Genomic DNA, 16,754 nt, shown 5'->3' on the forward strand with positions numbered 1-16,754 from the left:
TCTAAAACCTCACTTTCAATATTTGGGAGATTTCATGAAGAGTGAGTTGGGAGCACCAATAACCCAACTTTTCCGATGATTTACCGAGCTTGATAATAGATTTGTGTTCCTGTTTACGTTCAGTTGTTGTAACTGGAAATACGAGAGCCTCCTCGTAGTCCAAAGAAATGAGGGAAGAATAAAGAGCTATTCTAATAGATTGTAGAGATAACTCTTTCATGTTTGAAGCACTAATATGTATCGAAGATACAAGATCATTTTTAAGAACCTTTGTTGATAGAAATTTGTTTGCGAAGTACCTTAAACCTGATGGTTTATTAGTCGATGATAATACTTCAGACATATCTTCACGAAATATGATTGGCAATACAATGAACAACAGGGGGAGAGGAACCAGTGTGCTATTATTACTGTAATAGCCGCGTACAAAGTTCCAAATAATAAAAGCCCCAAAGACTGGATTTTGCACATTTTGAATTTCCCTATTTAAGTTGGGCATTAGATCCGCTCCCTGACATAAATATATCTTTATAGTTTGGGTGCCACCCGATTGTTATATCATCAGATAGAGCATGGAAGCATCCAGCAGTAAAAAAATCAGGCACAAAAAGATGATCTATATTAATTCGCTCATCTTTACACTGAAGGTATAAAAGTTTTCCTAATTCTTCGGGTGAGAGATTTTGACTTTTATATTGCAACGGTATTATTTTTCGTATTGTATTCCATTTCTTTATCAACGTTTCTTGATAGCTAGCTAAGCTACCGTCACTGATATCTCCACGCTTTGCCCAAATAGTTCGGTTAGTAGAAGCCCTGAGGTAATCGTTGATTGCTTCAATTTTCTCAGTATAATCACATTCAACAACGTCCAGTTGCTCTAAATATGTTCTTAGTGCATTCATTTCATTTTGAACTTCTTGTTCCGTTGGTCGCGGGGCTAATTCTTTTAAACTTAAATTTTGATTAAACTCTCGTCTGATAGCCATCAGTTGTTTTTTGTATTCTTGGTAAGCAATACACATTGGTTTTTTGTTTTCAACTAACTCGGATACTTTCTTTTCTATCCATCCTAACATATACAAAAATAAAGTATCTCCAAGTTCTTCTTCAACCATAGCTCTTTCACAGAATTTTTCATAAAGTAAATTGGTGTGATTTATATTTATTGTTTCTAAGTGAAAATTTTTTATGATTTCACTTGCTAATGTTTGAGTTTCAGGATTAAAAAAATGCTTCACGTAATAAGCATAGTCCTCAGCTAATTCTTTTTCTTTTCCGAATTCATCATAAAATTCTTTTCTAGCTTCACTCCAAACTTGTTGTGACTCTTCGATTGTTGTTGATTTGCTAAACGAACTAACAATTGAACCGTTTCTATCTGCAGTGACAAATAGTACGAACTTTGTGCTGTTAATATCGAGTTCTTTGCTGTTGACAGCCAGCAGCCAATTGGAGAACGTTTTCCAAAGATCTTTAGCACGGTTGGAAATCGGATTATTTTTTGAGGAAACATTTTTCACCTGTATCGCTTTTACAGTTCCATCAGATTTTTCGACGGCTACATCTTCAAGAACTTCAACGCTAACTACGTCATTACCCGAACATTTTTGTAGTTCATATAAAGCATGCTTTACTTGTAAAGTATAAGCGTATACTTTGTCAGGAACGTGTGTATTTGCTAGATTAATCTCTTCTTTTGGGCTTTCTTTTTTCGTTCTAACCACTGACTTCAACTCCTGCTTCAGGATTTAAGAGAGCTATCAGTAGCAAGGTTAGTTAATTTGGTCTATGTTAAAACGGTCTTGGAGTACCTTGCATAGTGTTTTTATTTATATGGTAACATTAAACATTGGTATCCTCAACCATATCACTTTCACAATATCACTTCCATTCCAGATTGTTATAAACCGATATACAGGTTAATCACTAATGTATAAGAGTAGCTATAACCATAGGTTCTGATAAACCAAGGAGTGTTTAAACAAAAGCAACAAGTACTCTGAATTTGAGGCTTGTTACTTTTGTTGTGATCATCAGTGATGTTCTCTTTTGAGATATGGTACGGCCAGTAAGGTTTGCTTTAACATTAACATAATTTTGGCACCCCAAATTCTTAATCGGCCTCTCCGAGTTCACAGCACGTTTCATTTCTTACCTATTCGGGATGTTGTTCTTCCGGTGGACCTTCGATTATTAGTTCTTGCTCTTGTAATTCCTGAAATTATTGTTCGACCTCGAATGGCTTCGTTTTCTCATGTTGTGCAGCCGTATACTGGTCATACAATTCCTTCTGTTTTTGCTTCCGTAGCTTGCAGCAGGAAAGGGATTTTCTCAATGGAATTTTCTATCGGAAAATTATTATCTAGTTCTGAGTCGCCCAAATCGATAGAGCAACTCTTCGCTCCTTGAATTTCCAGAAGCGGCTATCGCTCGAACGTATTGGAGATACAACGGTTCAACTTGGAGGTCGGACCGGTGGGAGCCTCTTCATCCACCAGATGTGGATCGATGGACATTAACTTCGATAATTAGGCGCCTTTTTTGGGAGTTCGAGTTGGCTTTGGGGGTTAGGAACTGACAGGGACGGTTGGTGCTGAGGCACGTCAGTTTCCAGCAAATAATGCAACGGCTTTTTTAAAATCCATCCGAATAAATTGCATCACAAAGTCGATGGAACCGCCACTGGTGTTGCTTGATAAGTAATAATACTGTTCCTATCCCGAAAAAAGTAAGGGGCCGCCACTCTTATTTGCATGAAGTGCACGGCGGACGCTATTTTCGAGTAGGAATCCGCGGGTTTTGTTAGATTAATATTATTGGTATGATAGATTAGCGTTTTTGAAAAATTATTCTCTAGAAAAGGGATTTCCATAAAATTGTCGAAATCGTACATAATTCAAAAATTAGTCCATAAGACACAGAATTAATTGAGTTAATACAACCAGATACTCAAGTAGGGATTAGTTCTTAAGGAGAGGGATTTATGCAAATATCGAAGTTGCACTTAAAGAACTTCAGAAGTTTTGGAGAAGAGGGAACAACAATAACTTTGAATAAGCTTTCGGGTTTTGTTGGAGAAAATTCAGCTGGTAAGACTGCCTTAATACATGGTTTAGTTAAACTGTTTGGTGTGACTCCAAATGAACGAACATTGGAGAAGTCGGATTTTCATATTCCCAAACAGGTCAAAATAGAAGCCATAAAAGAATTACAACTTTCAATTGAAGCCCGGATTGACTTTCCAGAATTAATGGCGACTAATCAAGATATTTTGAGCCGAGCCAGTATTCCTCCATTTATAAATCAACTCGTTGTTCATGCTACAGCTGAGGCCCCATATTTGCGTGTAAGATTAACCGGAAAGTGGACCGCTGATAATACACCTGAAGGTGAAATTGAACAGAAGCTACATTTTGTCACTGTTGCTGAAGGTGAAGACGAAGCTGAAGACGATCTAGTTCCCGTCACACCGCACCAGCGTTCTACAATTCAAGTCATATATGTTCCTGCCGTAAGAGAACCATCTGCCCAATTACGTAATGCTTCGGGAACAATACTTTGGCGGATTTTAAATAATATCTCCTGGCCAGATGACATAAACGACTCAATCAAAACAAAAATGGAACCTGTGAATGAGTTGTTCGACGGTATTGACGGGGTTTCGCAGATAAGAAGTGTCATCGGTGAGGAGTGGAAAAAATACCACAAAGATACCCGGTATCAAGATGCAAAATTACAATTTAGCAGTTCTACACTTGCTTCAATACTTAAGAAGATTGAAGTGACATTTACTCCAACTCATGATCAGGGCGAATATAGCGTAGAAAAATTGGGTGATGGTCTACGATCCTTGTTTTATCTTTCATTAGTGTCATCTTTACTTGAGTCAGAGATTAAAATTACTGGAAAATCAAATGCTTCTCTTACAGTACTTGCGGTTGAAGAACCGGAAAATCATATTTCACCTCATCTTCTAGGAAGAGTGATGGAGAATTTAAAGGACATTTCTAATAAGTCCAATGCTCAAGTAATTTTAACCTCACATAGCGCTTCAATTATTAAGCGAGTCGATCCAGAAGATCTTATTCACTTGAGAATAGATCAAACGAATTTTACAACAATAGTAAAGAAAGTGATTTTACCTAATAAGACATCTGATGCATATACATACATTAAGGAAGCTGTGAGGGCTTTCCCTGAAATTTATTTTGCAAGATTAGTAATTTTAGGTGAGGGTGATTCAGAAGAGATCGTAATTCCCAAAATACTTGCAGTTAACGAAATACATCCCGATGATTATGGAATATCAATTGTCCCACTTGGGGGAAGGCATGTTAACCATATGTGGAAATTACTCAACGAGTTGAATATTCCACATATTACTTTATTGGATTTGGATCGGGAACGAGGAGGCGGAGGTTGGAGTAGAATTAAGTATGCAATTAAGCAGTTGTTACTTAATGGCCATAATCGTGAAGAGTTATTAAAAGTCCGGGTTGGAGAAAAAGAAGTAGTCCTTTCTGATGAACAAATAGAAGAAATGGATGAGTATCCAATGACCCCTGAGTGGATAGAGACTTCTATGAATAAATTGTGGATTCAAAGACTTATGAGAGATAAGTATAATGTCTTCTTTTCCGCGCCTTTAGATTTAGATTTTCTTATGCTAGAAACATTTCCTGAAGCATATAAAGAAACAGTTCCTAGGGGCCCTAGCATACCAGATCGTACTCAGCATCCTGAAGAATATGCGGAAAAAATTAAGGGCGGCATCATTGCTGCATTAAAGAATGTGAAGGCAACGGGGCACACCTATACAGAAGAACAGCATGAACTTATGGTTTGGTATAATACGTTGTTTCTCGGCAGAAGTAAACCAAGCACACACATTGAAGCCTTATTAAAACTTGATGATGATGACTTAATAATTTTCATGCCTGAGCCTTTTAGTAAGCTAGTTGTGAGGGTAAAAGAAATCCTACAAAAGGAAGATTAAGTTCATGTCATATACTAAACCAGAGAACTGGAGTCCAGGGGAAGAAATCACCTTGGAACCGGCAGCAGAGTTAGCAGTGAAATCGGAGTTAAATAATCTAATCTTAGCAGGTCCAGGAGCGGGAAAAACTGAACTACTAGCTCAACGTGCTTGCTTTTTATTACAAACCAATTTATGTCCATACCCTCAAAAAATCTTGGCTATTAGTTTTAAAAAAGACGCCGCGGAAAACCTGAAAAATAGAGTGGAATTACGGTCTGGAAAAGAGCTGGCAGCAAGGTTTGAATCAAGGACATTCGATTCGTTTTCCAAACAACTATTAGATAGATTTAGATTAGGTTTACCAGATGCTTATCGTCCAGCAAAACATTATAATATTTTGACTTCAAATAGGGAGATCCGGGAAATAGTCACTGGTTACATAATCGAGCGGCATCCTAATCAGCCTAATTGGATGCATGAAATTAACTTCAACGTTTTATTTAGACGTTTATCTGATGATGAGTTGCCCATATTCGAAGATGGAGAAGATATTTACACTTGGGTTTTGACAAGGCTTTGGAATGTTATGATTCAGGGGGGGAACGGACTTCCAAGCTCTTTAACGTTTCCTATGATTTCTAAGCTAGCCGATTATTTGCTAAAACAGAATCCACTAATCAAAAAGGCACTTCAGGTAACATATAGTCACGTTTTTTTGGATGAATTCCAAGATACCACTCACCTTCAATATGAATTAGTAAAAACAATTTTCTTAGAATCTTCAGTAATACTGACAAGTGTGGGGGATGATAAGCAAAGAATCATGGGGTGGGCAGGTGCCCTTTCCGATTCTTTTGAACAATTTAAGCACGATTTTAATGCTAGTCAAATTGAATTAACACATAACCATAGGTCTGCCCCGAGATTAATAGAAATACAGAATGTAATGGCAAAGATAATCAATGAAAATGCTACGTATGCTACAGTTTCTAGACAACACAGTGATCTGGAGGGAGTATGTGAGGTTTGGAATTTTCAGACTCATTTAGATGAGGCCGTATTTGTAGCATCGAGTATAGCAAAAAGAATACAGCAAGAAAACGTGACACCAAGAGATATTTGTATACTTGTAAAGCAGTATGAACATATCTATGCACGAAATGTAATTGAGGAGTTAGGAAAACAAGGTGTTCAGGCTAGAATTGAAAAAGAATATCAAGATTTACTTGCAGAAGAATGTACACAGCTAATTATTGATTTTTTTAAACTGGCTACAATTGAAAGAACACATGATTCATGGGTGCGGGTATCAGAAGTTTTGTCTTTTGTACAAGGTTTTGATCCCGATCATGACCACCTCGAAATATTAAAAATGGAGTCGGAACTTAATGAACATATTATTCAAATAAGAAGTAAATTAGATCGAGTGGTGAATGACGAAGATAGGTGTAAACAAGAAATTGAAAATATCATTAAAGGGATATATTCCTTTATTGGAGTAGAAAAGTTTTTTCGGTTATATCCAAAGTATGCTAGAGGGACGTTCTTTAATCAATTAATTGATGACTCAGTTGAAAAACTAACAACAGCATATATGAAATACTTGAATTGGAGCGATGCTATCTCTGATTTTATAGGATTGTTTAGTATTCCTATAATGACAATTCATAAGAGTAAAGGATTAGAGTACGATACTGTTATATTTCTAGGTCTAGAAGATGATGCATTTTGGAGTTTCCAAACACAAAGAGCAGCTGATATGTGCGCATTTTTTGTGGCTCTGTCCCGAGCCAAAAAACAGTGTTTTTTTACTTTCAGTGCCTCAAGAGAAATCTTGCGATTTGGAGATGTTCAGGTGAGACCTCAGTTTAATCAAAATCTTTCATCTCTATATCAGATATTACAGGATGCTAATGTTACTGTTAGGCACATTTCAGAAGTGAACTTGTGAGAAGATAGGAGTTAAAATAATGAAGATTTGGGGTGTTGACTTATCAGTCATTATTGTTGCATTGGTGACAGCATATATAGGTTATCAATTCAATCATCGTTCCAAAAAAAGAGAAGTATTTCTAAGAGAATTGGGTAGGAGCTATGACGAGGTTTATTCTCCAATGTTTGAACAATTATCACTTATTGAAGCAACTGAAGAGAAAAACGAGAAATTACGAATGATTGATAATTTCGTTCAGGAGTATTCTGGTAAGGACTCAAAAATTCGGTTAATAGCTTCATCCTTTATATTGGAGTACTTTCATAATCTTAGGAAAGTTCATTCGAAATATAAAGAAGACAATAATAGGGTAAATGAACGGGAGCTCCTAGACAAATTCAATGGACTTTACCCTATGATTGAAGATGAATACTGGAATGCTCATGACACTATTTATGAGGATCACAAGCAATTCATAAGCGACACATTTAACAATCCATTTTTTGTTGTGATATCAAACGTATATAGAATTTTTTACCACTTGTCAGTATTTGTTTTTTGGATTAGTCTGGTTGTTCTTTATTTTACAATTTCTCACTTAATAATACCTATTGAATGGGTGCCTAAATGGTGGGGGATTACTTATGCGTTATTATTTGTTATTTTGGCAATATTGTTTTTTTCGTTTATGATGATGTTTAAAGAAATAGTAATCAAGAAAAATAGAAGAGAAAGTAGAGTCTCTAAGAACCTCAAGAAAACAATAAAAAGATTTTTTGGTAAATAAGTTTTTGGTCGTTGCAATGTCTTCAAGCTAGAAACATAAACTTGAAAAGAACTACAACGAAGAAAAAAGCCTCTTTGAATTGAATAGAGGCTTTTTTCATTAACATGATTATTAACACTCTCCAGGTTCGCAACATGCTAGATCTCTTTCATGTACAGGTTGCTGTTCTTCAGGAGAATCCTCAATCATCAGTTCTTGATTTTGCAATTCCTGAAATTCAAGCGTTGAGTTAATCTCTGCCTGCCGGGCAACAAGTTCTTGCAGCTTTTGCTCAAATTCGAACGGCTTCGTTTTCTCATTTTGCGCGGCCGTATACTGGTCATGCAATTCCTTCTGTTTTTGTACGTCTGCTTGCAGCAAAGAAGGTATTTTCTCAATGGCATTTTCGATTCGAGAAATATTGCCCAGTTCCGAATCACCCAAATCGATAGGATAGATTTTCGCTCCCCGAATTTCCACATGCATGTTGTACATAGACTGCCGTGCGAGGTGAATTTCAAATCCCCGATAAGCTCCAATCCGAAGTGATTCATCAGGCTGCAAGACCGTTATATTGTACAGGAGCAGGAGCACTTCACCGGCTTTTGGACGTTCTGTAAAGGTTTTTTCGTCCAATTCCATATGAAACGGTTTGTTCCGCGACTGCTCAAGTAGACAAATGTCTTCCTGCAGTTGCGAGATTTCATGCTCTGTTCTTTGCAGCGATTGCGGATACTGTTTGATTTTGGTTTCGAGCATCATTTGTTCATTGTACCAGTTGGACTTCAGCAATTTCAGACGAGTTACTTCATTATCGACTTGCATCTTTTCAGCCAACAACGGATTGTCTGTCGCGATCGCTTTCACTTCCGCCGCAGATAATACAGTTTCGTCTGCGTCATCACAGGAGCGGGAAATGTTTTTGCCGGTCATCACTTGCGAGATGTATCGGAGCTTTTGCTCCTGGATTTGCCAAAGATAAGCATCGAATGTCCCTTTTGTGACATATCGGAAGATCTGGACAACGTCGTTCTGGTTACCTTGTCTCAAGATGCGGCCGTCCCGTTGCGTGATGTCTGCAGGACGCCATGGACAATCCAGATGATGGGCGGCGATGAGCCGATCCTGAACGTTCGTACCGGTCCCCATTTTTTGTGTGGAGCCCAACAGTATCCGAACTTCGCCGCGGCGGACCTTTTCAAACAAGGCTTCCCGCTGTACATCCGTATTTGCATCATGGATAAAGGCGATTTCATGCTCCGGAACACCCCGAAGTATGAGTTGTGTTTTGACTTCATCATAAACGTTAAATTGGCCCGATTTCGGTGTTCCGCTATCGCAGAAAATCACTTGAGTCAATCGATCCGTTTCTGTCCGTTTCCAAATGTCGAAGGTGATGGAGATACAACGGTTCAGCTTGGATGTTGGATCGGAGGGAGCGGCTTCATCCACCAGCCGTGGATCAATGGACATCAACTTTGCTTCATGCGTGAGCTTGAGCATATTGTCCTCGGTGGCGTCCACTTCATTGTTTCGGATCTTCTCGGCGCGTACGACAAAGTCGTCCATCATTTGCTTTTGAAAGAAAGAACATTCGCTGACGATAACGGTTGATTTTCCGCCTTCCAGTTGTGGGGTGGGCAAATTTAGCATGTCCGCCGTTTGGATGTCTGCCACTAAGCGAAACAAACTCATTAGCTCCGGCAAATTATGAAACTTGGCGAAGCGGGATTTCATCCGGTAGCCGCTGCCTTCAGGTGTGATCTCCAGTGACGTAACTACTTCCCCGAACGTCGCCGCCCAGTTGTCGAAGAAGTTCAAGCCCAGTTTTTGTAGCAGATGCGGCTGAAGGTAGCGCTGCATGACGTACATTTCCGACATGCTGTTGCTGATCGGCGTGCCAGTGGCAAAGACGACGCCGCGGCCATTGTTCATTTCCTGTAGGTACTGACATTTGAGCAGCATATCCGTTGCGCGCTGGCTGCTGGATTTGCCGATGCCGGCAACGTTTCGCATTTTGGTGAACGTGAAGCAATTTTTATACGCATGTGCTTCATCCACAAACAACATGTCCACGCCCAACTGCTCGAAGGTAAGCAGGTCATCCTTTTTTCGTTCGTTGACCAGACGCTCCAAACGGGATTTCAGGTTGTTCTCGAAAACGACCATCTGCTTGATGCTCCAGTTGTCTCCCTTTTCTTTTTTCATTTGTTCGATCATGCTGGAGACGTTGCGGATTTCATCTCGTAGTAGTTGTTCCTGACGTTCTTTGGAAATCGGGATTTTTTCAAATTGGCTATGGCCGATGATAATCGCATCGTAATCTCCCATAGCTATTCGTGAAACGAAACGTTGGCGATTGGAGAGGGCAAAGTCTTTTTTCGTCGTCACTAAAATGTTGGCAGCGGGGAAGAAGCGCAGAAATTCGTTGGCCCATTGCTCAGTCAAATGGTTAGGGACACAGTATATCGGTTTCTGCACGGCTCCAATTCGTTTCAGGTACATACCGGCGGCAATCATAGCTGCTGTTTTGCCTGCCCCCACTTCATGAGCCATCAGCGCTGTGCCCGAATAGATGATTCTTGCAGTGACATCTTTCTGATGCTTGCGCAGCTCCATTTCTTCGTTCATCCCTTGAAAAACGAGATGATCGCCATCGTAGTTTCGAGGCCGGATCGTATTGAACTTGTTGTTGTAAATGGCTAACAGGTCGTCGGCACGGTATTTATCTTGAAATAACCAGGACGAGAAAGCTTCTTTCATCTGCTGCTGTTTGGCGCGGGCGATCATCGTTTCTTTGGCATTGACGACATACTTGGTTTGCTCGTTCCCGTTGCTGTCCAGGTAGGTGACCGGATCCCGAACGGTGATGCTTTGCAGATTCAGGCTGCTTTCAAAAATCTCGTAGGCGTTGGCACGAGGAGTGCCGAAGGTTTGATTGACTTTGATCGAATTCCGTTCCAGCGATTTACCGGATACGCGCCAAGTATTGGTATATTCTAAATAATCGACATCGGTGGTTTGACTAGCCTGGAACACCTTGGCGGTTCCAAACGTTTCGTACATGAAGTCCCGATAATAACGAACGGGAATCCACGGACTGCCGATGCGAAAATCAATATCTCCCGGCATAAGTGGAGGAGGTTGCACTTGGGTCAGTGCTTCGACGTTGCGGGTAAACAGCTCGGGATGTTCCTGAGCTTTCAGCGTTGCATAGGCCAGCTTATCTTTGACATTACCGGACAAATACTCTTCATCTAACTCCCAGCCTTCTTCCTCGTCACCGGTATATTTTTGCGGATTGAGGAAAATGCGGTCATCGAGTTCTTCACGGACCTCGGAAGTAGTTTTCCCGCACAAATGAGCGATGTAGGGCAGGTCGATTTTCAATCGCTGGTTTAAGCAAATTTGCAATGCTTCCAATGCGGTTTCCGCTTGGTCAGGCAAACGGTGCGGTCTGATGGTTGGTCGGAAAAAGATAGCAGCTTTCGTCCACATTTTTTCCGCCGTTAGGTCTTCGATGGAACGAAGCAGCGGCAATTGATCATCGTCGGTAAAGGCAGAAATATTGGCTCGATCGTTTATTGCTCCGTGTTCCCGAACAAAACGGTCGTATACTTGATTAAGTGCTTGCTGCGCTCGTTCGAGGTCAGCCAGTGGATAGCCGTCGCGGGTTTGAATCTGAATAACATCGAGCAATGCCGCTTTGATTGTGCAGAGTCCCTTAATTCGTTCGGCTTTTTTGCCTTTGATATCTTGCGGCAATAAGTAGCCATTTTCGCAATAGTAAATCCGATCACTTCGAACGACGTAGGTAAAGTTCTTAATCCCGGAAGGAGCTTTAATTCGTTCTGGCTCTTCGTCAAGTACGTCCATTTCTTCTTCCGGCAGATCCGGCATCGCGGCGAATTTAGCTTGTAGTGTCGAAAGCGCCTGTTCGAGTGCGACAGACAACTCTTGGCCCTCATGCGGCACGCATGTAGTCGCTCGTTCTGCTCCGTACATTCCGCGATCCCAAACCATGTTCCCCAATACCATATGGGGATGGGAGAGATAGTAACGGTTTAAAGGAATCCCGTCTGTTGTAGCATCAACATAAACCCACTCGGGCATTTCTGTGTTTTGTAACTGTAGGATGCGTTCCCGTTTTTGGAGAAACACAATGTCAGTGGTAACTTCGGCACCCGCCAACGATTGGAAGGTCGTATTGGGCAAACGGACGGCGCCGATCAGTTCGGCTTTTTGTGCCAACAGCTCACGTACACTAGAATCCTGTTTATCCATCGTCCCTTTACTGACAATGAAAGCCAGAATACCGCCAGGTTTTAGCAAGTCCAGTGCTCGGATAAAGAAATAATCGTGAATCAAGTAGCTTCTCGTATACCGCTGATCAAAGATGCGTACGTTGTGAAAAGGGATGTTGCTAAAAATGGCGTCAAACCGGGTATCCCCAAAATCCACTGTTTCAAATCCTTGCAGACGGATGTTCGCATTAGGGTACAGTTGGTGAGCAATCCGGCCAGTTATACTGTCCAATTCCACACCGTGCAATTCGGCGGTCTCCCATGCTGGAGGCAAAACAGAAAAGAAATTACCGGTTCCCATGGAAGGCTCCAGAAGTTTACGATTAGCTCCGTCGGTCAAGCCAAAGCGGAGCAAGGCATCGTGAATGGCCTGAATAACAACTTGTTCAGTATAAAAGGCGGTAATGGTCGAGTTTCGTGCCGCGGCGTATTCCGTTGCGTCCAACAATTGTTTTAACTCGTGGTACTCGGATTCCCAACCGGTAGCCGTAGGGTTGAAGGCATTGGCCAGTCCGCCCCAGCCCACGTAACCTGCTAAAACCTGTTGCTCATCTGGAGTCGCAAGACGATTCTCCGTCTCCAATTGTTTCAGCAGCCGAATAGCATCGACATTATGTCTGAATTTACCTTTTGGACCGGTAGGATACGGGGAGCTTTCCGGGTTAAAGCGAAAATTGACGGTTTCAATTGGAAACGATGAAGAGGGTATGTCATCGGGAACGCTATTGATTGAGTCTTGCTGGTTTGAAACAAAGTCAGAATCGATGTCCTGCGTTGTAGTCTCAGACGCTTCATGTTCGATTTGGGCAGCGTAATCGAACAGCGTCCACTCCGGTTCGGCCGGTGGGAAAGGAGGGAAGCGTTCGTCGTATCGTCCCTCCTGAATCAATTGCAGGATAGCCGCAGCGACTTTATTCCAGGTGAATGTCGTTTCATGAGAGCCGTCAGCGTCGGCCCATTCCAGGCGCATTCCTTTGCTGTCGTGGTCGTAACCGTGCAATCCATTCCCGAATTCGCCTCTGGCGCCACCAATGCCATATAGAGATTTGAGTAGAGGGACAAGATTGGCCGCTTTAACAGGGTAGTGTTCCGTTATGAACGTATAGATACGTTCTTTGGCCGTTGATCCGCTTTTGCTACTTTGCAGCAGGAGTTCCAACATGTGATCGGCTGAAATCTTTTCTTGTTGGCTATCTTCCTTTTTGGGCAGAAAAAAAGAACCGCTGGTGGGCGGCTCCGAATCGGAAGAGAATGTTGTTATCGCGGTTTCAGTATGATGTCGTTCAGGACCAGTTCTTCGGCGGTTGATTTGATCTGATTGAGGTGGCGTGTCCGCTCCAGGATGTCTTCCGTCTGTGGCATGGGATGGAGTCTCAGAAGCTGTTTGGTCAATACTTCCATCTTCGCGTGAGCTTCCTGTTCCACTTGAAGCATTTTTTCCATCAGATTGCCTTGCATCTTGAGAATCAGGAAGCGCTGCGGGTGGTGATTGCGGAGGAAATTCAGCGCCATCCGGCCATACTTGCCCAGCGTCTGCTGGTCGGCTTCTGCCTGATTCGAGATCTGCAGGTCGGGATACAGAAGGCCGTCGATCTCGTAATAATTCAAGTTCGGCTTGCTGCTGTTCATGTGAGAGTCTCCTTTCGTTATTAAGAATTTTTGCGTGGCGGGCGATGTCTTGCAGGATGTCGCGGGCTATCGTGGTTACTTGATGTCCTAATCGGGCAACAAGAGGTAACGAATCGAAATGGACAATGGTCGAGAAATCCATTTGTTCTGGTTCCGGCAATTTGCACCGCCGATGAACAAAATACACAACGCTATCCTGAACGATGTCCTGCATGTGCTGTTCAAAGCCCGCTGGAGGAAGCCTATCGAAAAAATGATCCTGTACATCCAAGGTCCAGTCTTGCATTACTCCGTCCATCGAAGAAGTCATGGCGTCCTTGGCCATGTTAGATATCCATACGGCGATATTGCTTATTTCGTAAGAGGAGAGCCGTACGGCCAATTCCGTAAGATCGATTTGTTCCAGATTCCAAGGTCCAGGCGGCACTTTGCCCGTTGTTTGCGTAATGTCGAACAGGTGGTTAAGAACAAGGTTGTCTTGACCAAAATCACAGACGGCAATACTTTTTTCACCTTTCTTCACATAACGGCCAACCTTGTTCCAAACGGGCAGGGGGGCCAGCATGGTGGCCTCCGGGTTTTGGCTGTAAATGAGCAACATATTGTCGAATGAGTACTTATAGATGGGAGCGGCGAAGGTCAGGAAATCGGTCCAAGCTTCTCCGCTTTGGGTCAAGTCTGTGATGGTTGACTCATACAGGCTTCGCAGCCGTTCGACTCGACGCATGATGGTACTCCTTTCTTGGATGACTTGCCTTTCGAAATACAATCAATGCTCTAAATCGTATTCCTCATGATTTTTCATCGCGCCGAACGGAAGTTGTACAAAATCATGAGAGCGAACCTGTGCAAATTCAGGATAATGCAATTTGACGGCTTCAAAAAAGTAAGGTAACAGGCCGGTATCAAACATAAAGTACGGGCTGTAGTTTCGGGAGGCATCCCGCTCTTCGTCCCCGGAGTATCCGTTGTACAAATTGAATGCCAGACGGGTTAATTTGACGGTGGAGCTCGTTTGCCAGCCTTTATAAAGTCCTTCCAGGCAAATGCTGTTTTCATCGAAATCGTACAGGTCACGAACGTGAGAACGGGTTTGCTCCGTCAAGCCAAGTAAATAAAACAAGGCTTGGCGGTAAGTATCCGTCTGGCTGTGGGTCATGCGAATCATGCCTTCGTAAAATTGATGATGTTCAAGGTCTTTAAACTTCGTATGCATGGTCATCCTCCTCGGTTTTTTTTGATTGTTGTTGTTGACGTTGATGGGTAAAATACATTTCCAACGCTTTGTCGATAGTCTCTTCTATTTCCGAAGCTTTGCTTTGCGGCGAGAAATATTTGGCATATACCTTATGCTTAAGCTTGAAAGGAGCTGGTGTTTTGCTCCGCGGTTTGCGAGTGGCCTCTCCAGATAAAATCCGTTCAACCTGTTCATGGGTGAGCCTGCCGGAGTAATCTCGGAGCAGCTTGGATTTTTTCATGTCTACTTTATAGCCTTGGTCAAAAAGGATGCCATCGACGAGCCGTTGTTCGGTTTCGGAAAGGTAGGAGAGATCGACCGCAGGGTAAATGCCAATTTCGGCATCGTCCACGCGTCGTTTTAACTCAATAATTAAATGGTCGATTCGTAACAAACGGGCAACCGAATTTCTGGATAAACCGTATTCAGCGGCTACGATATCCCTACTTTTCAACTTGTGCCCTATTAGGGCACAAGTTGAATCTTCCTCGTCGGATTGCGGGTTTTCCAGCTTTTTGAGTTCGGCGATAATATCGCTGCGCTTCCCTTGCGAGAACATGTCGGAGTATCGCAGAGATAGCACCTTCGCTTTTTCAGACGGGAGCATATCCGAGAAGGAGCGCTGCAACACATTGGTCTCGACCACATACATAAGCGCTTCTTCATCCGAAAGATAATCTTTGACGATGCAGGGAAGGTGATCGAGACCAGCCATTTGGGCGGCATTCATCCGGTTGTGGCCAGCCAACATTTCAAACTCACAGCCGTTTTCATCCACATCGATGTTGCGAACAATAACTGGTACCAGAACGCCGTTTGCCTGGATGCTGTCTGCCATGTCTGTCAGTCTTTCGTCTTCGTAGAGCCGGAATGGATGATTTTTATACATTCTGATTTTATTTATAGGAATAGATTGGATTCCTCTCGACTGCACAGAGGGATCGGAAGGCTCTGAAGATTGTTCCGAAAGCAACAGCAATTCGTCGATGCTGGCAAGTTTGGGAACAGGGCGCTTACCCGCCATGGTTTATCAACTCCTTTGCCAAACCTTGATAGGCGCCAGCAACTTTGGATTTCGGATGAAACTCCATGATGCTTTGGCTGTAAAAGTTAGCTTCACCAACTTTGACGGACAAGGGAATTTGCGTTTCAAAAATACGAATGCGATCACCGTAATAATCCTCAATCAGACGGAAAGCCTCTTTGTACAAGTTGGTTCGAACATCACACATTGTCATCAGGATGCCTTCAATGGAAATGCGGGGGTTGATCCGCTTTTTTACCTTGACGATAATGTTTAACAGTTGCGTAAGTCCTGTTGCCGACCAGAGCTGCGGATTGACGGGAATCAAGACGCTGTCGCTGGCTGCAAGCGCGTTGATCGTCAGCAAGCCGAGTGACGGGTTTGTGTCGATGATGATGAAATCGTATTGCATTTTCATCGGCTCCAGCAGCGCGGCCAACGTCTTTTCGCCGCCCATCTCATCCCGAAGGTTCATTTCAGCAACCGACAATTCAATGTTGCTCGGGATGAGGTCAATGTTCCCTTGGGAATGAAGATATTGATCAGGGGAGGGCAGAGGCTCATCTCCCATGACTGCGTTCATGATGTTGAACATGCTGACGTCCAACTTGTCGGGCTGCTCGATGCCGAAACATAAGGTCAGATTACCTTGCGGGTCGAAATCTACCAGAAGAACCTTTTTTTCTTCATTGGATAAGGCGTAAGCCAAATTGTAGGCGGTGGTCGTCTTGCCGGTGCCGCCTTTTTGATTAGCGACGGTAATCGTCGTTGCGTGTCTCATATTAACCCTCCCCGAAGCGGTCGCTTCGTTAATTTGTCAATGGCAGGGAGTGGGCTGGTTTGGTCGTTGTTCTCTCCAAGTTCTCTCAAACGTCCAAAA

The 16,754-nt window shown here is 42.6% G+C and carries 9 protein-coding genes; 3 read left to right on the forward strand and 6 right to left on the reverse strand.

The window, feature by feature from the left end:
• Position 1: 1 nt before the first annotated feature.
• Together KP014_RS14295 and KP014_RS14300 are read right to left on the reverse strand one after the other, a co-directional pair.
• Positions 2-499, reverse strand: coding sequence for a three component ABC system middle component (locus KP014_RS14295; protein WP_036602317.1), 498 nt, complete (start codon positions 497-499; stop codon positions 2-4).
• Positions 483-1,727: an ABC-three component system protein gene (locus KP014_RS14300; protein WP_051500535.1), complete on the reverse strand. Its 1,245-nt coding sequence runs from the start codon at positions 1,725-1,727 to the stop codon at positions 483-485. The genes KP014_RS14295 and KP014_RS14300 overlap by 17 nt, the downstream gene beginning before the upstream one ends.
• A gap of 1,259 nt (positions 1,728-2,986) precedes the next feature.
• Here KP014_RS14300 and KP014_RS14305 point away from each other — a divergent pair.
• From KP014_RS14305 to KP014_RS14315, 3 genes are read left to right on the forward strand one after another with little or no spacing between them, the layout of a single operon-like run.
• The gene (locus KP014_RS14305) at positions 2,987-4,999 is read left to right on the forward strand and encodes an ATP-dependent nuclease (protein WP_036602315.1); all 2,013 of its coding nucleotides are present in this window, start codon (positions 2,987-2,989) and stop codon (positions 4,997-4,999) included.
• Between the two features lie 4 nt (positions 5,000-5,003).
• Complete coding sequence (locus tag KP014_RS14310; RefSeq protein ID WP_036602313.1) at positions 5,004-6,932, forward strand: UvrD-helicase domain-containing protein; 1,929 nt, start codon at positions 5,004-5,006, stop codon at positions 6,930-6,932.
• Between the two features lie 19 nt (positions 6,933-6,951).
• On the forward strand, positions 6,952-7,701 hold the full coding sequence (locus KP014_RS14315; protein ID WP_036602312.1) for a hypothetical protein: 750 nt from the start codon (positions 6,952-6,954) through the stop codon (positions 7,699-7,701).
• 111 nt (positions 7,702-7,812) lie between these two features.
• On the opposite strand, the gene KP014_RS29240 is transcribed toward KP014_RS14315, so the two are convergent.
• Genes KP014_RS29240 through KP014_RS14345 form a run of 4 tightly spaced genes read right to left on the reverse strand, consistent with a single transcriptional unit; the run spans position 7,813 to position 16,655 of the window.
• A complete protein-coding gene (locus KP014_RS29240; protein WP_425517225.1) occupies positions 7,813-14,340 on the reverse strand; it encodes an SNF2-related protein in 6,528 nt (2,175 codons plus the stop codon).
• A gap of 42 nt (positions 14,341-14,382) precedes the next feature.
• Positions 14,383-14,829, reverse strand: a complete 447-nt coding sequence (locus tag KP014_RS14335; protein ID WP_036602310.1) for a DUF6075 family protein — start codon at positions 14,827-14,829, stop codon at positions 14,383-14,385.
• Entirely contained in the window at positions 14,813-15,874 is a 1,062-nt protein-coding gene (locus tag KP014_RS14340) for a ParB N-terminal domain-containing protein (protein ID WP_036602309.1), read from the reverse strand. The genes KP014_RS14335 and KP014_RS14340 overlap by 17 nt, the downstream gene beginning before the upstream one ends.
• Entirely contained in the window at positions 15,864-16,655 is a 792-nt protein-coding gene (locus KP014_RS14345) for a ParA family protein (protein WP_036602308.1), read from the reverse strand. Before KP014_RS14345 ends, KP014_RS14340 begins: the two co-directional genes overlap by 11 nt.
• Between the last annotated feature and the right edge of the window lie 99 nt (positions 16,656-16,754).

The organism is Paenibacillus sophorae, assembly GCF_018966525.1.
Taxonomy (GTDB): domain Bacteria; phylum Bacillota; class Bacilli; order Paenibacillales; family Paenibacillaceae; genus Paenibacillus_AQ; species Paenibacillus_AQ sophorae.